This window comes from Acinetobacter sp. GG2, from assembly GCF_000292385.1.
In the GTDB taxonomy this organism is placed as follows: Bacteria; Pseudomonadota; Gammaproteobacteria; order Pseudomonadales; family Moraxellaceae; genus Acinetobacter; species Acinetobacter seifertii.
Window position 1 is genome coordinate 80615 of record NZ_ALOW01000039.1, and the last position, 23217, is coordinate 103831.

The 23217-nt window shown below is 36.0% G+C and carries 23 protein-coding genes; 15 read left to right on the forward strand and 8 right to left on the reverse strand.

Annotated elements, in window-relative coordinates:
* Positions 1-280: 280 nt before the first annotated feature.
* The gene (locus B554_RS19185) at positions 281-511 is read left to right on the forward strand and encodes a hypothetical protein (protein WP_031944961.1); all 231 of its coding nucleotides are present in this window, start codon (positions 281-283) and stop codon (positions 509-511) included.
* A gap of 231 nt (positions 512-742) precedes the next feature.
* Positions 743-1285 carry a cysteine hydrolase family protein gene (locus tag B554_RS0114965; RefSeq protein ID WP_019458689.1) on the forward strand — a complete coding sequence of 181 codons (543 nt, stop codon included), beginning with the start codon at positions 743-745 and terminating at the stop codon, positions 1283-1285.
* Between the two features lie 262 nt (positions 1286-1547).
* On the opposite strand, the gene B554_RS0114970 is transcribed toward B554_RS0114965, so the two are convergent.
* Positions 1548-2015, reverse strand: a complete 468-nt coding sequence (locus B554_RS0114970) for a winged helix-turn-helix transcriptional regulator (protein WP_019458690.1) — start codon at positions 2013-2015, stop codon at positions 1548-1550.
* Between the two features lie 62 nt (positions 2016-2077).
* Between B554_RS0114970 and B554_RS0114975 the strand changes: the two genes are divergently transcribed.
* The 5 genes from B554_RS0114975 (at position 2078) to B554_RS0114995 (ending at position 6327) form a co-directional block, all read left to right on the forward strand.
* The gene (locus B554_RS0114975; RefSeq protein ID WP_019458691.1) at positions 2078-2305 is read left to right on the forward strand and encodes a tautomerase family protein; all 228 of its coding nucleotides are present in this window, start codon (positions 2078-2080) and stop codon (positions 2303-2305) included.
* A 301-nt stretch (positions 2306-2606) separates the two neighbouring features.
* On the forward strand, positions 2607-3110 hold the full coding sequence (locus tag B554_RS0114980) for a low molecular weight protein-tyrosine-phosphatase (RefSeq protein ID WP_019458692.1): 504 nt from the start codon (positions 2607-2609) through the stop codon (positions 3108-3110).
* Between the two features lie 19 nt (positions 3111-3129).
* Positions 3130-4164 (forward strand): UDP-N-acetylmuramate dehydrogenase, encoded by a 1035-nt coding sequence (gene murB / locus B554_RS0114985; protein WP_019458693.1) that lies wholly within the window; start codon positions 3130-3132, stop codon positions 4162-4164.
* 4 nt (positions 4165-4168) lie between these two features.
* Positions 4169-5299, forward strand: a complete 1131-nt coding sequence (locus B554_RS0114990; protein WP_019458694.1) for a YdcF family protein — start codon at positions 4169-4171, stop codon at positions 5297-5299.
* Positions 5299-6327, forward strand: coding sequence for an alpha/beta hydrolase (locus tag B554_RS0114995; RefSeq protein ID WP_004701095.1), 1029 nt, complete (start codon positions 5299-5301; stop codon positions 6325-6327). The genes B554_RS0114990 and B554_RS0114995 overlap by 1 nt, the downstream gene beginning before the upstream one ends.
* Before the next feature lie 60 nt (positions 6328-6387).
* Here B554_RS0114995 and B554_RS0115000 read toward each other — a convergent pair whose 3' ends face one another.
* The 3 genes from B554_RS0115000 to B554_RS0115010 all read right to left on the reverse strand — a co-directional run bounded on the left by B554_RS0115000 (position 6388) and on the right by B554_RS0115010 (position 9891).
* Positions 6388-6891, reverse strand: coding sequence for a hypothetical protein (locus B554_RS0115000; protein ID WP_077163460.1), 504 nt, complete (start codon positions 6889-6891; stop codon positions 6388-6390).
* 61 nt (positions 6892-6952) lie between these two features.
* Positions 6953-8008: a linear amide C-N hydrolase gene (locus tag B554_RS0115005; RefSeq protein WP_004701100.1), complete on the reverse strand. Its 1056-nt coding sequence runs from the start codon at positions 8006-8008 to the stop codon at positions 6953-6955.
* 209 nt (positions 8009-8217) lie between these two features.
* Positions 8218-9891 (reverse strand): FMN-binding glutamate synthase family protein, encoded by a 1674-nt coding sequence (locus B554_RS0115010; RefSeq protein ID WP_019458696.1) that lies wholly within the window; start codon positions 9889-9891, stop codon positions 8218-8220.
* A 542-nt stretch (positions 9892-10433) separates the two neighbouring features.
* On the opposite strand from B554_RS0115010, the gene B554_RS0115015 reads away from it, so the two are divergent.
* The 5 genes from B554_RS0115015 (at position 10434) to B554_RS0115035 (ending at position 16197) form a co-directional block, all read left to right on the forward strand.
* Positions 10434-10865: a hypothetical protein gene (locus B554_RS0115015; RefSeq protein ID WP_019458697.1), complete on the forward strand. Its 432-nt coding sequence runs from the start codon at positions 10434-10436 to the stop codon at positions 10863-10865.
* Between the two features lie 531 nt (positions 10866-11396).
* Positions 11397-11927: a spore coat U domain-containing protein gene (locus tag B554_RS0115020; RefSeq protein ID WP_019458698.1), complete on the forward strand. Its 531-nt coding sequence runs from the start codon at positions 11397-11399 to the stop codon at positions 11925-11927.
* A 91-nt stretch (positions 11928-12018) separates the two neighbouring features.
* Positions 12019-12726, forward strand: a complete 708-nt coding sequence (locus tag B554_RS0115025) for a molecular chaperone (protein WP_019458699.1) — start codon at positions 12019-12021, stop codon at positions 12724-12726.
* A gap of 40 nt (positions 12727-12766) precedes the next feature.
* Positions 12767-15175, forward strand: coding sequence for a fimbria/pilus outer membrane usher protein (locus tag B554_RS0115030; RefSeq protein WP_081400412.1), 2409 nt, complete (start codon positions 12767-12769; stop codon positions 15173-15175).
* Entirely contained in the window at positions 15166-16197 is a 1032-nt protein-coding gene (locus tag B554_RS0115035) for a spore coat U domain-containing protein (RefSeq protein ID WP_019458701.1), read from the forward strand. Before B554_RS0115030 ends, B554_RS0115035 begins: the two co-directional genes overlap by 10 nt.
* Positions 16198-16268: 71 nt before the next feature.
* Here the strand turns inward: B554_RS0115035 and B554_RS0115040 are convergent, their stop codons facing one another.
* Positions 16269-17621 (reverse strand): PepSY-associated TM helix domain-containing protein, encoded by a 1353-nt coding sequence (locus B554_RS0115040; protein ID WP_019458702.1) that lies wholly within the window; start codon positions 17619-17621, stop codon positions 16269-16271.
* A 309-nt stretch (positions 17622-17930) separates the two neighbouring features.
* Between B554_RS0115040 and B554_RS0115045 the strand changes: the two genes are divergently transcribed.
* The 3 genes from B554_RS0115045 (at position 17931) to B554_RS0115055 (ending at position 20812) form a co-directional block, all read left to right on the forward strand.
* Entirely contained in the window at positions 17931-18734 is an 804-nt protein-coding gene (locus tag B554_RS0115045) for an MBL fold metallo-hydrolase (protein WP_019458703.1), read from the forward strand.
* Positions 18735-18995: 261 nt separating this feature from the next.
* Positions 18996-20162, forward strand: a complete 1167-nt coding sequence (locus B554_RS0115050) for an MFS transporter (RefSeq protein ID WP_202948400.1) — start codon at positions 18996-18998, stop codon at positions 20160-20162.
* Between the two features lie 146 nt (positions 20163-20308).
* Complete coding sequence (locus B554_RS0115055) at positions 20309-20812, forward strand: hypothetical protein (protein WP_004701120.1); 504 nt, start codon at positions 20309-20311, stop codon at positions 20810-20812.
* A gap of 54 nt (positions 20813-20866) precedes the next feature.
* On the opposite strand, the gene accC is transcribed toward B554_RS0115055, so the two are convergent.
* From accC to aroQ, 3 genes are read right to left on the reverse strand one after another with little or no spacing between them, the layout of a single operon-like run.
* The gene (gene accC, locus B554_RS0115060) at positions 20867-22237 is read right to left on the reverse strand and encodes an acetyl-CoA carboxylase biotin carboxylase subunit (protein WP_004701123.1); all 1371 of its coding nucleotides are present in this window, start codon (positions 22235-22237) and stop codon (positions 20867-20869) included.
* A gap of 16 nt (positions 22238-22253) precedes the next feature.
* Positions 22254-22673 (reverse strand): acetyl-CoA carboxylase biotin carboxyl carrier protein, encoded by a 420-nt coding sequence (gene accB / locus B554_RS0115065; RefSeq protein ID WP_004701124.1) that lies wholly within the window; start codon positions 22671-22673, stop codon positions 22254-22256.
* 17 nt (positions 22674-22690) lie between these two features.
* Complete coding sequence (gene aroQ, locus B554_RS0115070) at positions 22691-23146, reverse strand: type II 3-dehydroquinate dehydratase (protein WP_019458705.1); 456 nt, start codon at positions 23144-23146, stop codon at positions 22691-22693.
* Positions 23147-23217 lie beyond the last annotated feature (71 nt).

Consider the following 23217-nt stretch of genomic DNA (forward strand, 5'->3'; position numbering starts at 1 on the left):
TAATATCAATTTAATAGTATAAGTTGGAAAAAGCCAAATAATTGATTTTAGAAAGTAAAAGGGAGGAGTTCATTTTTTAATAGTTTGAATTAAATAATTATTTATCTTAATTCGCGTTGAGGTTGTATAGACGTTATTAAGTAGGAAATATGATCAAGTAACTGTTACTTATTTGAGGTTTAAGCGTCTTTTCCATTAAGACTTTTTAATGAAAAGTGAAAATGGGTCTTTTTATTTTTAAGAAAAAGCATAATTGATTTGAGATGGGATTTTCATGTTGATGTATACAATTAGATATGTTCATCGGAACAATACTTACTATATCGCTTCAAATAGCGAGGGAAAATTTATTATTTTTGAATCACTTGATTCTGAGTTTCGAATGGGCCATCAAATTTCTTATGAGAATGGGATAATATTTAATTTGACACTAAATGACGAAACGGATGCAGTTATTAAGCTGGAGAGTAATGAAAAAGGGGCCTATGAGTACTTACATTCAATTAAGTAAATAAGCTTTGTTTTTTGAGGAACAACTATGCTATGTTTATTTGCGCTTTAATGATGAGCAAGTTTAATTCATGAACTGTTTACTAAAAAAAATCAATACAACCACCACGACCTTCAGAAAAGGCTGCGTGTGATTTTTTATTAGAACGACTTAATAAGATAACCAAACCCAGCCAATAATGGCTGGGTTTATTTTTCTCTGCACATTATTGGTTTTTTACAGAGAAAGATTATGGATAAAAGTCATAACTCAAAATCAGCTTTACTTGTTATTGATATGCAAAATGGCCTATTCAATGCAGAGTCGAAACCTTGTAACCATCAACTCATACTTTCAAATATTCTTAAGCTGATAGAACATCACCGATTGAATAACAGACCCATTATTTTTGTCCGTCATGTGGGCGACAAAAATACACCCTTAGATCCAGATAGTCCGAATACTCAACTAATAGCAGACTTATCTTTTAATTCAGATAAAGATTTTGTTATTCAGAAAACTTATCCGAGTAGCTTTAAGAATACGGACTTAAAAGAACTGTTAGAGAGACTAGATATTGAACAAATTATAGTAACTGGAATGAAAACTGAATATTGTATAGACACGACTATTAGAGCTGCTTCAGAGGCTGGATATAAAGTAATGGTAGCCTCCGATGCACACACTACATTTGATTCAATACATTTAAGTGCCCAATATATAATTGATCATCACAACCAGATTTTTAGGAATGCTTTTGCTAAGGTAAACACTACAGAAGAGCTTATCTTTTAGTTTTAATTTATAAATAAAATCGTAAAGATAAGTGCTCTGATAGGTGGTTGAATAGTCTTACAAGGACATGATTTAGCAAACTCGAAAGGTCTTTTTTATTTTTAAGTATTTCTGTAAGATCATGGGGTTGCTTTAAACAACAATAAACCTTAATGATCAGCGCAAAAGTCATAAGGGGAAGCCTACTTGAAAGAGTAGGCTTTTTTTATTTTTAATATGATAGCTTTCCGAACTTGCATCACTGAACTTAAGATGTAGAAATTTATTTTTTAGAATGGATGAGTTTAAGTTCCAAATTCTTCAAATCTATAACTTGATTAGATGAATCAACAAGTTTTAATTTCAGTTCTTCATCTGTACTTTTATCAAAAACTTTGACTACATCTTTACCTTCTTCAATAAAATTACCACCTGACTCAAGCATTGCGAGTAGAACGATATTTAGGCTTTTGCCTTTTTTAGTGAGTAAATATTCTTTACGCTCTCGTACACCAACTTCTTTATAAATTGATAGTTCGAATATTTCTAATTGGACAAGATGTTTGAGACGATCGGTTAAAACTTGCTTTGATATACCTGTATTTTCTAAAAAATCATTAAATTTCGTTACCCCATAGAAAGCTTCTCTTAATAATAAGATCGTCCATCTGTCATTCAATATTTCTGTAATTTTGAATATCCCACAGACGTCTACGGGAAATTTATGGTCTGGAATAATTTGATTTGACATTAGAGGAAGCTCCAATTAGGATGGGTCTATAATTTAGACCTAGCATTAATTCAGGTAGCATTATGCCATTTATAAATATACAAACTATAGAAGGTTTACTCGATAAAGACAGTAAGGCCGAACTTTTTAAACGGATAACAGACTTATTTGTAGAAATAGAGGGTAAGGGTAATCCAGCTTTTCGAGAGCATGTTTGGATTCGAATTGATGAATATCAACCTGAACAGTGGCAATTAGGTAGCTTAAGGCCAACGAAGGAAATGATCGAGTTAATGACTTCAGCAAAATGATTTATCTAAAGCCCTATGAGTAGGGCTTTTATAATTGAATATGATTTTATTCAAAATATGATTGCTATCTCTAATTAAATTCAAAATAAAAGTTTAGTGACTTTATCGCCTGATTTATCAACTTTTAATCTATTGATAAACATTATTTTCCTTTTCAACCCAACTGAGTTTTGACAAAATGCAACTGGCCATTACGGTCAAGAAAGACTTGACCAGATTTATAGCTTGTCGGAATTTTGCAGTAACTTTGCAAGCAATCTGTTTATTTTTATGTAATTCAAATGTTTGGAACTAATTTCTAATGGAAACACAATATAAGGTTTTATGTGTCTGTTTAGGAAATATTTGCCGCTCACCCACCGCTGAAGTGGTTTTCAGACATTATTGTGATAAGCATCAACTCAATGTAATCGTCGATTCGGCTGGAACGAGTAATTATCATCCAAATAAAGCACCTGATCAGCGTAGCCAAATGCATGCTAAAAAAAGAGGCTATGATTTGTCGTCTTTACGTGCTAGACAACTTTCAACTCGAGATTTTTTAGATTTTGATTTGATTTTGGCAATGGATCATCAAAACTTTGAAGATATTCATAATTTGCTACAAAACGCGATATTTCAATTTGGTAGTCATCAAATTCGAGCAAAAGTTGCATTAATGAGTGAGCATGATCCGCAATATCCAAAACAAGCTTTACCTGATCCTTATTATGGTGGTGAGGAAGGCTTTGAGCGTGTACTTGACCAATGTGAATCAAGTACTTTAGCGTGGGTTAATATCTTAAAAAAACAGTTGAATGTTTAGGAATAGGTTTTTCAATACAATGCAAATTCAAAATCAAGTACAGCTTAAGCCATTCAACACTTTAAGTTTAGATGTGACAGCATCTCATTACACTAAAATCACCTCTATCGAAGATATTAAAGCTGCTTTGGATTTTGCTAAACAGCATGAGTTAAACGTACTTGTTTTGTCTGGCGGTAGTAATATGTTGTTGCCGCAGCAAATTAATGCGCTAGTTATACATCTTGATATTCAAGGTATAGAAGTTTTGTCTGAAAATCAGGATTTTGTTCAAGTTAAAGTAGGTGCAGGGCAGGTTTGGCACGATTTTGTTTTATATAGTACTAAGCAGAGCTGGTATGGATTGCAAAATTTAGCACTTATTCCGGGATTGGTTGGTGCTTCACCAGTACAAAACATTGGTGCTTATGGCGTTGAAGTTGGTGAGTTCATTGAGTCAGTGCAAGTCTATGACAGACAGTTTAAAGAGATCAAATCAATTTTAGCAGCAGACTGTCATTTTTCTTATAGACATAGCATTTTTAAAGATGATCCGACACGCTACATCATTACGCATGTCACCTTTAAATTACCTAAGCAGCCTCATTTAAAGTTAAATTATGGTGATTTAAAGCAGGCAGTTGGAGACAATCTAACTGCTGAAAATTTACAAAATCAGGTTATTAACATTCGACAAAGTAAACTTCCTGATCCTAAAGAATATCCAAATGTAGGAAGTTTCTTTAAAAACCCAATAGTAAATGCGCATGAGTTTGAACGTTTAATCACACAATTTTCAACAATTCCACATTATCCTCAAGCTAACGGTAACGTTAAAATTGCAGCTGGTTGGTTAATTGATCAAGCAGGTTGGAAAGGTAAGCAGTTGGGTGTGGTGGGTATGTTTCACAAACAAGCATTGGTTTTGGTGAATTATGCCAATGCATCTCTTGCTGATGTGAAGAAAACTTATCAGGCTGTACAGCATGATGTTGATCAGCATTTCCATGTTATGTTAGAACCAGAACCTGTGCTTTATAACAGTTTAGGTTTAATTGAAAATCATACGGAATAGTTTTATGCCAAAAGTACATTTAATGGTACGTTTTGTACAAGTAGTCACTGTGCTATTTGTACTATTAGGCTGTTTCGTAGTTTTTTTATATTCACCATTTTATTCAAAACTTATTGTAGCTGGGCTTAACTATTTTGTGCCTGTAGATGTGAATGAAGTGGCTGCGGAAAGCCAGAGAAAAGCTGCCTTAAGTGAACATGATAACTTAGAGCCAGGTTCAAATTTATGGATTGCTCGTCAAGCTTATTTAAAGTTGACCGAAGATGCTTTACGTGAGAAAAAAGCAGCAGATTTGGGCTACATCCAAGAAAACTATAAAGCTTTGCAGCAAATTATTCTTTTAGAAGAAAAAGAACAAGAAATGGAAGAAGAGCAAGAAACTTCAGCTGTAAGTGTTCCTTTGGTTGCTAAAAACTCAGAAATAGATGCAGCTGATGAAACAAGTGGTCCTATTGATGAAGCACTTTTTATTAACAGCTCAGAAAATAAAGCGCTTACAGAACAATACACAGAGTTTTTGGCAAGAAAACCTGTATTACCCGAGCATCAAAAAGCGGTAAGCGAGCCTGAGCAGAAAGTTGAAGATGTCAGTAAAAATCCACTTCAACCTCAGCCAAAAAAACTGTCAGAACCTTACGCAATTGTGGTGTTAGGTGGTGGTTTAACTTTAGATAAAAATGGCAAAGACATTGTAGTTAATAGTTATACACGTTTAAGACTGGAAAAAACGTTAGAAGTTGAGCAACAAAATGACCTACCGATTGTGTTGAGTGGTGTTGAGGCACCTTATATGCAGGCATGGCTAAAAAAGCGTGGGGTCGATGCAAAGTTATTAGAACAAAAAAGTATGAATACTTGTGAAAATACTCGTTTTAGTTCGTTACTGCTTCAAAAGAAAGGTGGTGCTCCTACGGTAATGTTAGTCACAGATGAATATCATATGCCGCGTACACGTCGCTTATTTGCTTTGAATGGTATCGAAACGATTCCTGTTATTGCCCCAATGCCAACAGCACTTACACGTTGGCAACCGAGTGTACAAAACTACGATCATAGTCGTCGTGCAAATTATGAATTACTTGCGACAATTCGTGACATGCTATTTGGTTCAAGTGATTGTCGAGAGGTGCCTTAATGTCTGAGATCCCATTTCTCAATCCTGCCGTATTAAAACAATTAGATTTACCGGTGCCTAACCGTGATCTCACTCCGCAAGTTTTAAGTCCTCTTAATTTAAATACATTAGAAGAACCTTCTCGTGAACTTTTAGCATATCGAAAATTATACGGTTTACATTTACTCGACTGTGATCACTGGCAAGGCTATGTCCAAATGCCTTTATTCCGTCTGCATGTTCAAGTTTTTAAGCCTAAATTAGACAAAGTACAAGGAACTGTCTGTTTATTACATGGTTATCTTGAACATAGTGGAATATATCAGCCAATTATTCGTGAAATACTTGAACAGGGTTTTAGTGTAATTACCTATGACTTACCTGGTCATGGTTTAAGTAATGGTTCACCAGCAAGTATTCAAAATTTTGATCATTACCAACAAGTTCTGATGGCTGTTTATCGATATGTTAAACATGCAGACCAGTTACCTAAGCCTTGGGTCGGGATAGGTCAAAGTACGGGTGGTGCAATTTGGATGCATCATTTGCTTGAGTATGCAGAAAAACGCCAAGATCCAATTGTTGATAGAGTTTTATTACTTTCACCTTTAATTCGCCCAGCTAAAACAGCATGGTGGCATAATCCAGTGGGACTTGGCATTATTCGCCGCATTAAACGCCAAGTACCAAGACACTTTAGACGTAATAATCATAATCCTGAATTTTTACGTTTTATTCGTTTAAAAGATCCATTGCAGCCACGCATGATGGGTATGGACTGGATTTTGGCAATGTCGAAATGGATGCAGGAAATGGAAGAACGACCTGCTTGTCGTATTCCTGTCTGGTTGGCGCAAGGTGCATTAGATCAAACAGTAGATTGGCGTTATAACATTGAGTTTATTCGCCGTAAGTTTAGGCTTCAAACCTTATTAATGCTTGAAGAGGGGTCTCATCAATTAATTAATGAGCGTGCAGATATACGTGCAGCTTTAACAGGTTTGATTCCAGCCTTTTTGCATGCAAAGCCAAAGCATTTTTATTATTAAAAAAGTAATGCACTCAATCTAGTCAATAGATTGAGTGCATTAGTTAATTAAATCAGATGATTATTTTAAACTCTGATAAAGCTCAACGAAGTTTTTATAGACCGAAGATTGTTTCTGCGGAGAATACATATTGCGCTCAATAATACCTTTGTCAGTTTTAACTAGAACATTAATGTTTTGAGCATTTTTAAATTCCTGTAAGAATTGACTTGGAATAATAAAGTAAGTTGTCGAGTGCTTAGGAACAAGTCGACTAACATTCGTTTTCTCAGTAGCTTGAGCTGGTTTATAACTAAACTGCTTTCCATCGATATCAAATACTAGCGAATTAATATCATAGAAGTTGTAACTACTACTTAAATGAACATCTACACGAACTTGATTTTTCTGTTTTTCATTCCATTTAACCAGTAAGCTTGGACAAAGTTCTGTAGGTAAGCAATTAAGCTGACCAGCTGTTTTTAGCTCAGATGTTGCTGTCGTGGTATTAGACTTATACGAGGTTGTGCTACAAGCTGCTGTAAGTAAACAAGTACCTAATAAAAATAGGGCTTTTTTCATAATGTAATTCCAAGAAAGCACGTTTAATATTATTTATCTTAAAGATGATAAATTTTACCCCTCATTAAAGAGTTTTTGGACTTAAAAAAGCAAATGGTTTCGTAACTTTAAATTCAGATGTCGCGTCACCTGCATAGATATGGCTCTGCTCAGGTCCTAGATCAAGTCTTCGCGTTTTACCGTCTTTAAAATTTATTTTCTTTAAGTCAACCCAAAATACATTCGGTGATAAGGCTGACTCAAAAAAATAAAGCATCTGTTTATGGTCTGCAACAGTTCTCCAGCGAGTCGATGAAATATTAGGCTCTTCTTGTGTGTTTAAACCGTATGGAACAGATGCATTACGAATTACGCTAAATACAGAAGCCTGCGCTTGTTTCATATCATCATTTTTTGGAATTGCATTGATATAGAATGAAGCGCGAGCAAAACGGTCAGAAGCTCGGTTTGTACCAGGAAGCATAACGGTACCACCAATTTGTTTCCAATATTCTGCCAATGCCAATTGTTTATCAAAAGTAGGTGAGTTAGTCATGATTTGATAACTTCGGCTGTGGTGAATAACTTGCTTACCACCAATGTATTCAATAATTGCGCTATCCCCCGTTTTATCTGAAATAGATAAATGTAGTGTCGTTAATCTCGTTTCACCTGGAACACTATCAGTCACAATTGTATAAGGTTCTTTCTCCAGCGCTTTCACAGCCTCATCTACGGTTGCGAAATTATCAAGAACATATTGTGCCCAAGCGGCAATACTTAACAGTGGTTTATTTGATTTTTTTACGTCAGGATATTGAGATTCAACTAGCCATAAGACATTTGCAACTAAACCAGCCTCATTCATTCCATCAGTCGTAGAGACTTCGTAACCGGTTGCAATAACGCTGCCATACTTAGAAGTCCATTTTATTGATTTAGATCCTGCACTTCCATCGCGGGCAACACCACTTGGCAAAATCCATAAATTCGTACCCGTATCAACCTTCCAGTCCATCGAGCGGGCAGTAATAACATGTTGATTATTGCCTAAATAAACTGCACGTGTACAAGCAACTGCATAGCTACTTAACCCTACAGCCAATGCGACAAAAGATGAAATGAATGTTTTCTTTAACATGAGAATACACCTTCTTGTTATAACAATTTGAGGATATTTATTTAATAAAATTAAAGCATGTATATTATTTATACTTTAATAGTAGGTGAAAAATACATTAAATACAAACTAAAATAAGAAACTAATTTAAGTAGAAATCACATATAAGTTTAAAATAGAAAAGAGCATCACACTTAACTATGATGCTCAAATTATCAAGTTAATATAAATTAAAAATGATTGGCATCAGCCATATTCCACATTCGGTAATAAAAATTATCACCATCATTATTAAGTTCAGATTGCAAAAGCTCTCCGTCTTTTAAGAAAAAGTGCAATTGAGCATAATTCTTAATTTCACGGTCATTTACACGTTGTGCCAAGTGATGGGCTTTAATATCCGAAGGATGGCGTAAGCCAGCAGCAGCAATCATTTCGGATAAAGCATGTAATGTATTTTTATGAAAATTAAATACACGTTCTGCTTTAGTGGGTACATGTAAGGCTTTTTGGCGATCTTTATCTTGGGTTGCTACGCCTACAGGGCACTGATTCGTATGGCAACTTTGAGCTTGAATACATCCAACTGCGAACATGAATCCTCGTGCTGAATTGACCCAATCTGCACCTAATGCAAATGTGCTGGCAATATCAAATGCGCTAATAATTTTACCGCTTGCACCAATTTTAACTTGGTCTCTTAGTCCAGCACCTACAAGTGTGTTGTGTACAAAACGTAAGCCTTCACGTAACGGTGTTCCAATATAATCACTAAACTCAATTGGCGCTGCGCCAGTTCCACCTTCAGAGCCATCTACTACAATAAAATCAGGAACTATTTTCGTTTCAAGCATTGCTTTCACAATACTCATAAACTGCCAAGGTTGCCCAATACACAGTTTAAAACCAACAGGTTTTCCGCCAGATAATGTGCGTAACTTCTGTAAGAACTGCATCATTTCAATTGGTGTAGAAAAACTTGAATGTTTCGCTGGAGAAATACAATCGTGATCTCGTGAGACACCACGAATTTCGGCAATTTCAGCAGTAATTTTATGCTTAGGTAAAATGCCGCCATGCCCGGGTTTAGCACCTTGTGAAAGCTTTAACTCAATCATCTTGATTTGTGGTAGTTGAGATTGTTTAGCAAATTTTTGCTCGTCGAACTTACCATCTAAAGTACGGCAACCAAAATAGCCACTGGCAATTTGCCAAACAATATCACCACCATTTTCTAAATGATAAGGACTGAGGCTACCTTCACCTGTATCGTGATAAAAACCGCCTAATTGTGCTCCTTTGTTTAATGCGCGTATTGCATTTGCACTTAAACTACCGAAACTCATGGCAGAAATATTCATAATAGAAGCGCTATACGGTTGAAGGCATTGGCTATTACCAATTTGAATCCGAAAGCTCTTTGGGTCTGCCGGTGGACATGGGCTAATTGAATGAACAATAAATCGGTAATCTTCTTGATATACGTTAATAATTGAACCAAAAGGTTTGTCTGCATTTTCATTTTTAGCACGTTGATAAACTAAACTTCTTTGCATGCGCGAGAAGGGTAGTGCATCTTGATCGGCTTCAATGAAATATTGGCGAATTTCAGGACGTATGTCTTCAAATAGAAAACGAAAATGGCCCATGATCGGGTAATTTCTTAAGATAGAGTGCCTATTCTGTAATACGTCATATAAGCCTAATAGACTCAATACACCTGTAAGCACCCATAATCCATTGAGTAAAGTATCAGAAATAAAATAATAGATACTATGTGGGGTATATACAGTTCTGAACCAAGTGATACTAAGTGCAGTAAAAATACATAAGAACCAGAGAGAATGGCGTGAAAAAAATGTATTGAGAAATTTATGTCGAATAATTTGTGCTGGACTCGCCATATGTGAACAAATTCCTAATGTTTTACTGGTAGATACCTTGCCAAGAAGCAACTTAAACTACAAGTATGGAATTGTTAGTTTCAATGAGGTGGAGGTCAAAAGTAGTCGATGATGCTTAAGATTAAAAAGTTTAGTATTCTTATATGCCCAGAGCATTATTTACTCAATTTTTTAAATTAGGATATTTTAGATATTATGGTTTTTTTAGAATAGGAATAAGTCTAATAATATTTATATATTGTACTTTTAATATGAGCGTTTATTGATTTTAATTATGTGAATAATTACAGAAATAAATTTTGTTAACCTCAGCTTTAATATTATAAAAAATTGTTTTTTTATGTTTATTACGGTTTTCTTAAATATTTAGTTAGCCTCTTGGAACCTTGTTTGCTTGTAATTTAATCATAAGTGTAAATTTTGACTTGTTGATCTGATATTTTTTAGATTTGTTTTTTGGTAATATTTGTAGATTGATATAGTATTTTAAACCGATCTTATTACAACTATATAGCACTCTAAAAATTAAGTAGGGAATTGGAATGAGCTGGAAATTATTAACAATTTCTGTTTTTTTTACTGATATATTTTTATTAGTTTTAATGTTTTATCTAGGTTATGATTTTGAAACTTTTAAAAAAGTTGCTTTAGTCGAATCTTGTCTAGTTGCAGTTGCTATCATTTTTGATGCTATGGAACAAAAAAAGAAACCTATTTTCCCAGGAAGTATCGTCTATCCCTTATTAGGTATTTTATTTATTTTAGGCTTCACACCTATTCTTGATTTTTTTGCTGTAAGACCTAAAGGATTTCATACTTGGGACATAAAAAATATTTTGATCATTGATGCATATAGTGAAAACTATCCATTTAATAAGTTGGCTTGGTACGGAAAGGCTTACGTTCAACTTAGCTTTGCGCTGGCGGGTGGGGTGTTGGGTTTCATTTTTCATTTGGTATTCAGAAATACTTAAGCAAGTATTTCTTTCTTTATAAATAATTTCCTCTTGTTCTAAAGTTAAGGAAATCAATCAAAGCATGTTCCAAACTCTTAGAATTCTTATTCATTAAATTTTAATTTCTTATTCATTTAAAATATATAGAATTAAAAAAAATGCTGATTTTTTAAACACTTATTATGAATTTAGTTCTGAAAATAATAAAATATAAAAAATGATGGTAAAATTTAACTAATGAAATTTTATGATTTTTTAATAAAACTAATAAAAAAAATTGAATAAAATTACCGGAAATTTCTTTAAAAAGTGGTACATACCATATAAATACTCATAATTGAGAAATCCATCGAAATTTAACTTGTTAATAGATATTTAAAATGAAATGAATAGCTATATTTTTGTTGTTTTTTTGTATGATGCGCGCACAGTAGAGTAAAAAAAAAGACGCTTTGAAAAAACAGTCAAAGAAGCTAGTGATTGGATTGGGGAAGGCTAGTTTTTACATCTATTAATTCTTATTGGCGTAATGTAAAAAGGTTTTCAATCATGAAAAAATCTCTCATCGGTTTATCTGCAATTGCTATGGGTTTAATGTCTATCACCGCTGCAAATGCTGCAACGGCTACTGGTACATTAACTGTTAAAGCCACTATTACGAATAGCTGCGTACTTAATACTTCAGCTACAGGCACAACTGCAAATGCAATCTTAGACTTCGGTACTTTAAGTTCTCTTGCGAGCAATGTAGATGCAGACACGACTACTACAGGTGGTACTGCAATTAAAGTTTTATGTAACAACACTGTGCCATGGACTTTGGCGTTTGACGCAGGTAAAAATGCTCAGACTACTCAACGCCGTATGATTGGTGGAGCAACAAGTAACGAATATATCCCTTATAACCTTTTCTCTGATACTAACCGTGCAACAGCAATTGGTATTGCAACAACAGCTTATAGCGGTACAGGCACTGGTGCAGTACAAACAGTGAACGTATATGGCCGTATCCCTGCTGGCTCAACTTTACCTAGTGCGGGTAGCTATGTTGACACAGTAACTGTGACTGTGACTTATTAATTTTTTAAATAAGTTCTGTTCATTGTTGTCGCTAGCTCTTTTGTAAGAGCTAGCTCTAGCTTAATTTGAGAAAAGTAATTCTGGGCAAGTTATGAAAAAAAATATCTTTGTTGCTACAAGTTTATTGTTATTTTTGCCTAGTGTGTTAAATGCTGCCTCAATACGTCTTTCTCCTGTGAATGTTGAAATATTGAGTGATCAATCTGCATCCTCAATTAGTTTATATAACCAGTCGAACGAAAGTGCTGACTTACAAATACGTATATTTGAATGGACTCAAAATGCTGGACAAGATCAATTAATTCCAACAGATGATATTGCAGTTAGTCCACCTTTCTTAAAATTAAAACCGAATGATTCTTATAATTTACGTGTAGTCCGCATTAAGCCAGAACCAATTTCTGGTGAAAAAACTTATCGTATTATTCTTGATGAATTACCAAAACCTATCGATAGCCGTAAAGCATCGCAAGGTGTAAATGTATTACTTCGCTCATCATTGCCTGTATTTGTAGTGAATAAAGATGCGATGACTAAACTGAGTTGGTCAATACAGCAAGACCAAAGCAGTGCTTATCTTACTATTAGTAATGTTGGCAATCGCCACGCGCTTTTAAATAATTTAACACTTGTGGATACTACTTCTAATAAAAGTTACCCGATTAAAGTAAATACCGTAAATGGTTATATTCTTTCTGGAAAGTCAAGAAACTTTAATATTAGCCCTGATTTTAAATTCCAAGCTGATCATAAATATAATATTTCATTGAATATTAACGGTAAGCCAGCATCTCTTTAACGAGGCACATATGAAATATCTCGTAAGTGCTTTGTGTGTTATGTACTTGCCGGTTCATGCTTTTGCTGAATCATTACAAGACAACACTAATGCCGCTTTGCCTAATATTCCGGAAGTTTCAAACGCCGCTTTTCAGACCTCTGGTTCAGATAAAGGCTATATACAACTATTTTTAAATATTTCTATCAATTCTAATACTTCTACCGACTTAATATCGGTACATCAAGATCAAGATAGAAAATTATATATACGCGTCCATGACTTAAAAGCCTTAAGACTGGAAATGGATGAACATATCCCTGACAGCCAATGGGTATGTATTAATGAACTGAAAGGAGTCCAGTTTAAGTATCTGGAAAATGAGCAGTCTCTAAACTTACAAGTTCCTGCAAGTATGTTGAGTGACTATTCTGTTGACTTAACTGGTCAACCGACTACAAACACCAACTTACTAAAAATGAAACCTTTAAATGCTGCAATTCTGAATTACAGCATGTATCACACCATTACTAATGATGAGAGTATTTTCTCAGGTTCGGCAGAAGGGATTTTTAACAGCGCGCTTGGTAATTTTTCATCAGGCGTTTTATACAACGGTAGTAATGAAAATAGTTATAGCCATGAGAAGTGGGTGCGCTTAGAGAGCAAGTGGCAATATGTAGATCCTGAAAAAGTCAGGATATATACCCTAGGTGACTTTATTTCCAATAGTTCTGACTGGGGCAGTAGTGTACGTCTTGCCGGTTTGCAGTGGTCGAGTGCCTATACCCAACGTGGTGATATTGTTACTTCGGCGCTGCCACAGTTTTCCGGTTCAGCGGCGCTACCTTCTACACTGGACTTATACGTTAACCAGCAAAAGATTTATTCAGGCCTTGTTCCTTCAGGTCCATTTGATGTTAAGCAGCTCCCATTTATTTCAGGAAATGAAGTCACACTGGTAACAACTGATGCAACAGGTCAGCAAACCATTACTAAAAAACCTTATTACTTTTCATCGAAGATTCTGGCAAAAGGTATCAATGAGTTTTCAGTCGATGTTGGGGTTCCGCGTTATAACTACGGACTGTACTCAAACGATTATGATGATGCCACTTTTGCCTCTGGTGCAATTCGTTATGGTTATAGCAACTCACTGACCTTAAGTGGTGGTGCAGAAGCTTCCACAGATGGTCTTTCCAACGTTGGAACAGGCTTTGCCAAGAACCTGTTTGGTGTTGGGGTGATTAATGCTGACATTGCTGCAAGTCAGTATAAAGATGAAAACGGCTATTCGGCTCTGCTTGGTTTAGAAGGGCGAATTAGCAAAAATATTTCGTTTAATACCAGTTACCGCAAAGTATTTGATAACTATTTTGACTTGGCACGGGTGTCGCAAATTCGATATTTGAAAGAAAATCAGATTAATGCTGAATCACAAAACTATTTAAACTACAGCGCGCTGGCAGACGAGATTATTAGGGCAGGGATTAACTATAACTTTTATACGGGCTATGGTGTTTATGTGGGCTATAACCAGATCAAATACAGTGATAACTCGTATAAGTTACTGTCTGCCAACTTAAGCGGAAGTTTAAACAAGAACTGGGGCTTTTATAGTTCAGCTTATAAAGACTATGAAAACCATAAGGACTATGGCATTTACTTTGCGCTGCGCTATACGCCATCTACCAGAGTCAATGCAATTACAAGTGTATCTAATGACAGTGGTAAAACAACCTACAGACAAGAAATCAATGGATTTACAGATCCGCAAATTGGTTCATTTGGATGGGGTGGTTATGTTGAACGGGATCAAGATGCACATGCTAACAATGCATCGGTCTATGGCTCTTATCGCGCACGGGCTGCGTACCTGACAGGTCGCTATAACCGAATTGGAGATAATGACCAAGTTGCACTTTCAGCGACAGGATCTTTAGTTGCAGCAGCAGGCCGTATATTTGCGGCGAATGAAATTGGAGATGGTTATGCTGTTGTCACCAATGCTGGACCGCAAAGCCAAATTATAAATGGTGGAGTAAATTTAGGAGAGACAGATAAATCAGGAAGATTCTTAATTGCGAATTTAAGACCGTATCAATCTCATCATATCTATCTAGACCCATCTTATTTACCACTGGAATGGGATGTGACAACGACCAATCGAACAGCACTTGTGGGCTATCGCCAAGGAACTTTAGTTGACTTTGGTGCTCATCGAGTTGTTTCAGGATTAGTCAAAGTTGTAGATAAAAATAACTCGCCATTGTTACCGGGTTATAGCGTCCGAATTAATGGACAACAAGATGCCGTAGTGGGCTATGACGGTGAGGTCTTCGTTCCAAAACTATTAAAGCAAAATAAACTTGAAATAGACCTTCTTGATCATGGTTCATGTCAAGTTAATTTCACTTACGAAAGTCAGCAATACAGTGCTAAAAAATTGGGGCCTTATGTATGTCAATAAGTATTGTAAGTCATAGTTCCTACATGCTAGCCAAAAAGTTTTCATCTACTTTAAAGTATGTTTTAGCTAGTTTACTGTTATTTGTACTTTATGCATTTTTTAGTTCAGCACATGCTACGTGTACAGTAACTGGTGGAAACACAACTGGTTCTTATAATTATACAGCAGCAAATATTAATAGTGATGCTACTATTACTTATACTGGAACTATTCGGTGTACGAACGTTGGGAGTACTGCTCAAATATCAAGATATATGTGCATGAAAACAGTATTTACTGGTGCAACTACTTCAAATAGTAATGTTTCATTACCTTATACGGTTATTGCAACTGTAGGTGGAGCAGGTTCTTCTACTACAAATCAAATTTCAAACTTTTGGTATGGTCCTGTTACTACGGTGGCACCAAATAATATTATTAGTTACTCAGTAAGTATTAAAGTTCCAGCAAGATCGGGCTCTTTAACAGCCTATCCGGTAGGTACTTATATTGGCTCCGTTCAAGTATTTTGGGACATGCAAGCAAATTCGAGCAGTGTATGTGAGGGTGATAGTGGTGGTGGCTGGGACTCGGGTAATATGACGATTACAGCTAACTATGTAGTACCAAGTTTCTGTCAGTTAGATTCCACATCAAATGTCGATTTTGGCAATATTGGTGATATTGGTACAACAAGTCGTGACTACACTGCTCAAGGTGCAATTAATGCAACTTGCAACAATGGAACACCTTATAGCATTTATTTGGGGGACGGTAATAATCGTATAAGCGGTGGATTTAGACGTATGACGAATGGAAGCAGTCAATATATTCCTTATCAGTTATACAAAGATTCTGCTTATAGCACCGTGTGGGATGCTACAGGTGGTACAACAACGGTGGGTGGTTCTGGTGGAGTGTCAAAGACAGGATCTGGCACTAGTCAAATTTCAAATGTATACGGAATAATTCCACAAGGAACAGCTATTTCAAGTACGCCTGGTAACTATTCAGATAGCATAGTTGTTACAGTGACCTATTAATTATTTACCAACTCACTATTCACTTAAAGCAAGCAGATAGTGAGTCGGTACCTGTATTGTTTTTATGAATCTTATTTAGTTTGTAGAGAGCTTGGTTTTCGTATTAGCAATATAAACAGTGTAATTAATAAGCTAAATCCGAAAATAGGCAAACTAATTCCTAAAATAATAAGTGTAAGTGCCGTGATTATTTTTTGTTGATTAGTTGCACGCTTCCAAACCAATAAAGTTTGGCTAACAAAATGGCTAGTCGTAAGTTTTAAATTAGAAGTTTTAAACCAAGCTTTATATGCATAAATAATCATGATACATAGCCCAAGGGCATATAAGGCGAGTATCAATTGATTGATCCAACCGAATAACACGCCAATATGAGCATCGACCCCCCAGCGTGTAAGTTTTGCAAATAACGAGTAATCTTTAAAAGCCAGTTTGTCTATGACTTTGTGTTGATTTACATCAATCGCTACACTGTCCGCTTGAGTTGGCCATTTGCGCTTTAGTTCAGTAACAGTCCAAGCCTGATTTGCATCAACTGGTGGTTTGATTTGTATTTGGGCTGAATGAATTCCATTTGCTCTAGCAATTGCTAATGCAGAGTCGAATTCAGTTGGTATGATTTCTAAATCCGAAGTTTCCATAACCATACCATGATGTTCTTTATGCTCATCATGAGACATTTGGGGTAATGGAGCATTATTTAAAGTTGTGGCTAATGTTGGCGTTTGCCAATTTAACCATTGACGAGCGATACGAATATTATCGCCAGCCCATTGGGACCATGTAAGACCAGTAATCGAAATGAACAATAAAAGTGGTAATAGGGTCAAGCCGATAGAACTATGCCATTTTAATAAACGATTTTTAGATGTTTGTCTGATTTTAAAATTTTGACGACGCTTCCACCAACTATATAGGCCCGTTAGGGTTAAAATGCCCAGCCAGCTTGCAGCAAGCTCACTATAAAAACGACCCCATTTCCCTAATAATAAATTACTATGCAGTTGATCTAAGAAGGTACGAAATGGAAGTACTCCACTGGTCCCATATACTGCAAGTTGACCTTTTATAGAGAGTGTATAAGGGTCTACAAAAACAGCTTCATTATTTAAATGATGAGCCTTGTCAGAAAAAATAACTCGTGTTGTTTGTGTGGAGCTTGGAGCTGGCCTAACTTCTGTAATTTGTGCAGATTCGTGCATCACTTTTTTTGCTGCCTCAACCTGTTGGCTTAGGGGGCGCATATCTTTATTTAAAGGCTGAACATACAATGTATCTTTATAGATAGATTGTTCTATCTGAGGAGTAATTGCATATAGAAGACCTGTAAATGCCGCAATGAATATAAATGGGGCAATAAAAATACCAGCATAAATATGCACAAGACGAAAAAGACTAAGCCAAAAGCTAGGGGTATGAGGCATGTTGAGAGGTATCAAACAAACTTTGGTGTGAAGTATATCTACTTTATTCTTAAATTTTAAAATAATTAAGGGGTGAGGGTGTTTTGTATATCTAAGCAATTATAAGAAAGGCTTTTTAAATAAATAGATTAGAAGATAGAAGTAGGCTATGTTGACTACATTGAATTAGTGTCAAAAAATATATTCATTTATGGTTATGGGGCAAACTTAAGCCTTTGATTGGGTTAGTATGAGAAATAATTTATCGATGATTAAATTTCTATTAAATTCATAGTTTATAATTAAGTTTTATATAATTAAAAAATTTATATGGCTATGAAAATTCATCATTTGCGAAGTGCAACTTTTATTATTGAAACTGGCCCTTATTTTATTTTAATTGATCCGATGTTGGGTGATAAAGGTTCGCTTCCTGCTTTTTCATACTTTCGCTTTAAAGCTGCAAAGAATCCTTTAATTGACTTGCCTTTGAATGCTCAAGAATTATTAAACAAAGTTACCCATTGTCTAATTACTCATAGCCAAACTTTTGGAATCAAAGCATTTCAACATACTGATCATCTAGATCAAAAGGGCGAGGACTTTCTTGTTCAAAAGCAAATTCCTGTTTATTCCTTTAAAAATGATGTGTCGTATTTATCTAAATATGGGATAAATGTTCAGGCAGGTATTGATTATTGGAAAGAAATCGAGTTTTTAGGTGGAAGATTGGTCGCGATACCGGCGCGCCATGGGCATGGCTGGATTAGTAAATTGATGGCGAATGGTTGTGGCTTCTATTTAGAATTGCCAAATGAACCTTCTTTATATATTAGTGGTGATACCGTACTCACTCATGATGTTAAAAATGCCTTACTTAAATTTCGACCTGATATTGCGGTAGTTGCTGCGGGGCAAGCACAAATGGATGTGGGGCAGCCGATTCTTATGTCGAAAGATGAAGTATGCGAATTTATTGAGCTTTCGCCTAAATATATTATTGCTAATCATCTTGAAGCATTAAATCACTGTCCTGTAAAACGAGATGAGATAAAGCAAATTCTGCATGGAATGGATGTAGTTGACCGTGTACAAGTACCCGATGATGGACAAACACTTATTTATGAAAATTAAGACAAGATTTAATCAATATTTATTAAATGAAAATCTTTTAATTCCATATCTTCTATTATGAATAACGCTATGAGTTTTTTATGTAAATGATAGAATTGCGACGGTCGGTAAGTTGATATCTACTTTATCTAACTAATGCACAGTCTACAAAATGTTTAAGATTAAGTTTGTAGACTGTTGAACTACAAGTGAGGGTAAATGTGGATATACATATGCAACCATCTAAAATTTTAACCTATTGAAAATACAAAGGTTTATCACTTGCTCCCATCACTTACAATCCAAACCAGACTTGGTGGATTCTACTTTTTCTATTATTCCATTGTTGGTACATTCATGCCGTATTGGAATTTATATCTTCAAGATCAAGGGTTTAATTATCAGCAAATCGGGATTTTATCATCTATTGCGATTGTGACACGATTTTTTGCACCTTTAGTTTGGGGTTGGATCGCAGATAAATCTGGTAAAAGAATGCTTTTGGTGCGACTGGCAACTTGGATGGAAGCCTGTATATGGTTGGCTATTTTTATAGTTCCTAATACCTTTCAATCTGTCGCTTTACTCATGCTTATTTTTAGTTTTTTCCAAAATGCAATTTTAGCTCAGTTTGAGGGGGTAACCTTATTTTGGTTAGGTGATCAAAGAGCAAAACTCTATGGGAAGATTCGAAAATGGGGATCAGTTGGATTTATTGTAGGTGTATTTACTATAGGTGCCATTTTAGAAATTATTCCAATTTCTATGTTGCCTATTTTATTGCTTGTTATTGCTTCACTTGCATTTATTTGGGCTTTCACTATTCGTGAGCCAGAGGGAGCTCCAACTTCTCAAAAGCATTTAGAGCCTTTATTACCTGTGTTAAAGCGTCCTGAAGTTGCTGCTTTTTTTACAATCGAATTTATTCTCCTTTTTTCGCATGCGCCTTTTTATAGTTTTTATAGTAACTTTCTAAAATCTTTAAATTACAGTACGACTGAAATTGGCTTCTTATGGGCAATGGGGGTTGTCTCTGAAATCGTAATGTTTGCATGTGCGGCTACTTTCTTCAAATATTTTTCTTGGCGTAGTCTTGTTGCTATATGTTTGGTTTTAACCAGCATACGTTGGTTGCTAGTAGCTATCTTTTCTCATTATTTTATAGGTCAGCTATTTGCACAATGTTTACATGCTTTTAGTTTTGGTCTATTTCACCTTATTGCAATGCGGCTTATTTTCCAAAACTTTTCAATAGGACAACAAGGTCGTGGACAGGCTTTATACAGTACCATGTGGGGATTGGGAGTGGCATTTGGAAGTATTTTAGCGGGTCATTATTGGAAAACTCTGACAGGTGAGCATATCTTTATGATTGCTGTGCTCGTTGTGCTATTCGGTTTATGTTTTGTATTTTGGTTACCTAAACAAATTGAAAAGCCAGCTTCTTAATCGAAACATCACTAACATTGTTAACATTACGTGGTTAAGCGGCTAAATTGTTTTATGGAAAGTATCTATTCGTTACGGTTGAAAAATATTGTTTTTATATGGTTATGAAGCAATGATTTTCTAAAAAAATGTGCTAACTTAAACTCATGCGTTTAATGATTAATAAATCTATGAAAAATATTTATATTATGGGATTATTATTAGCTTTTTCTGGTTTTGCTATGGCTGAAACAGCAACGCAAAAGCCTGCTGAACAGCCTGTTCGAACCGCAAGTAATCCTAATGCTATACGTATTGTTACGCGTCCTGAGATTATGGGATTATGGGGAATGGAGATTCCAAATAATAAGAAATGTGTAGAGTACTATAACTTCCGCAGTAGTAATGATGTAGTGATCAAAAGTGGTGAGGAATGGTCATATGGTATTTATGAATACCAGCCATCTGATGACCCTAAAGAGCAGTTATCTGCTTTAGTTATGCAGATTAAGTTTGATAATAATAAAGTAGATTGCTCTGGTCAGCAGCAAGATCAGACTGGTGATGTTTCCCAATATTTTGTGCAGTGGAAAAATGACCATACTATTAATTTCTGCTCAACTGCTAAAGGTGAGCAATGTTTTGCAACTTTACGTCGAATGTTGCCATAAATCCGAATAGATATAAAAAAGCCTCTTATTTAAGAGGCTTTTTTATTATGCATGTTATGCAGTTTCAGCTTTCTTCTTTTCTTCCAGTTGCTTCAACAAGTGCTTTTCAAGGTAATGGATGTCCATTGCCTGTTCACAGAAGCTTTTGTCTTGCAAGATAAGATCTTTATGCAAAGGAATGTTGGTTTTAATTCCAGTAAGAATCATTTCGTCTAACGCTTGACGCATACGAGCAAGCGAAGTTTCGCGATCTTTACCATGAGAAATTAATTTTGCAATCATTGAGTCGTAGTATGGAGGAATACTATATCCAGGATAGATATGAGAATCTAAACGAATACCTGCACCGCCTGGCGCATAGAAGCTCTCAATTTTACCTGGTGAAGGTAAGAAAGTTGTTGGATCTTCTGCATTAATACGACATTCAATAGCATGACCACGAACTTCAATATCTTTTTGTTGAAGCTCTAGACCCAAACCAGCTGCAATACGTAATTGTTGCTCAATGATATCAACACCAGTAACCATTTCAGTTACAGGGTGCTCAACCTGAACACGAGTGTTCATTTCGATAAAGAAGAATTCACCATCTTCGAACAAGAACTCAAATGTACCAGCACCACGATATTGCATTAACTGACATGCGTTAACACAAGCTTCTAAAATATCAGCACGTGCTTTTTCTGGTAGATTTGGAGCAGGAGCTTCTTCTAAAACTTTTTGATGACGACGTTGTAATGAACAGTCGCGATCATATAAATGGATTGCATGACCGTTACCATCACCTAAAACTTGAACTTCGACATGGCGAGGTTTTTGTAAGAAGCGTTCCATGTATACGGTGTCATCACCGAACCACATTTCTGCATCACGTTGAGCCGCTTGAACTGACTCAAGTAATGTGTCTACGCGTTCAACAATACGCATACCACGACCACCACCACCAGCTGCCGCTTTAACAATGAGCGGGAAACCGATTTCTTTAGCTTCTGCTAAAGCGTTGTGGATGGTTACAGCATGGTCACAACCAGGTACTGTAGGTACACCAGCTTTTTTCATTGCAACAATTGCAGAAACCTTGTTACCCATTAAACGAATATGTTCTGGGCGAGGGCCAATAAATGTGAAACCCGAGCTTTCTACAATTTCAGCAAACTCTGCATTTTCTGAAAGAAAGCCATAGCCTGGGTGAATTGCATCAGCACCAGTAATTTCTGCAGCAGTAATAATTGCTGGGATGTTTAAATAGCTGTCACTACTTGCACCCGGACCAATACATACTGCTTCATCAACGAAACGTAAATGCATCAAATCTTTATCAGCATCTGAATAGATACCGACAGTTTTGATTCCTAATGTTTTGCAAGCCCGGGTAATTCGTAAAGCGATTTCACCACGGTTTGCAATTAAAACTTTTTGCAACATAGTTGTCCCCGGGGTATTACGCGCGATAACGGAATAAAGGTTGACCGAATTGGATCACATCACCATTTTTCACTAAAATTTCTTCAATCACGCCGCTTTGAGTTGCTTCAATCGGGTTCATGATTTTCATTGCTTCGATAATACCCAAAGTCTCACCAGCAGATACAGTTTGACCTACTTTAACAAATGGTGCTTCACCTGGGCTTGGAGCAGCATAGAACACACCAACCATTGGAGAAGTTTCAACTGCTCCACGTGGGGTTTTTGCAACAGGTGCTTCAGCAACAGGAGCTGCTGGAAGTGCTACACCAGCCGCAGCAACGACAGGATTACGACGAGTTAAAGCGATTGATTGATCACCTTCTTTAACTTCAATCGCTTGCAAGTCAGACTCAATCATTAAATCGATGAGTTTTTTAATTTTGCGGATATCCATGGGCGACTATTCCTGAACTAGTTTGGGTTAGATGGTTGAATTTTTTCAATGGCGTAATCGAGTGCAAAGCTATAACCTTTTGCACCTAGACCACAAATCACGCCAATTGCTTTGTCTGATAAATAAGAGTGGTGTCTAAACGCTTCACGTGCGTGAACATTTGACAAATGTACTTCAATAAATGGAATGGCAACGCCAAGTAGAGCATCACGTAAAGCAACTGAGGTATGGGTAAGGGCAGCAGGGTTAATAATAATAAGTTTTACGCCTTCTGCTTGTGCCTGATGAATGCGATCAACAATGGCACCTTCCCAATTGCTTTGAAAAGTATCGAGTGTAATAGAGGCTTGTTTAGCTTGAGCAATAAGTTGTTGGTTGATATTGTCTAGGGTAAGATGACCATATACTTCTGGTTCGCGTTTTCCCAGCAAATTCAAATTCGGTCCATGAATTACCAAAATGGTCGAACTCATTCAGATTGCTCCTGCTCTAAAGTTGCAAATAGTCTTTGCAAGATGTCTGCAAAGTTTGCTTATTATGGCAT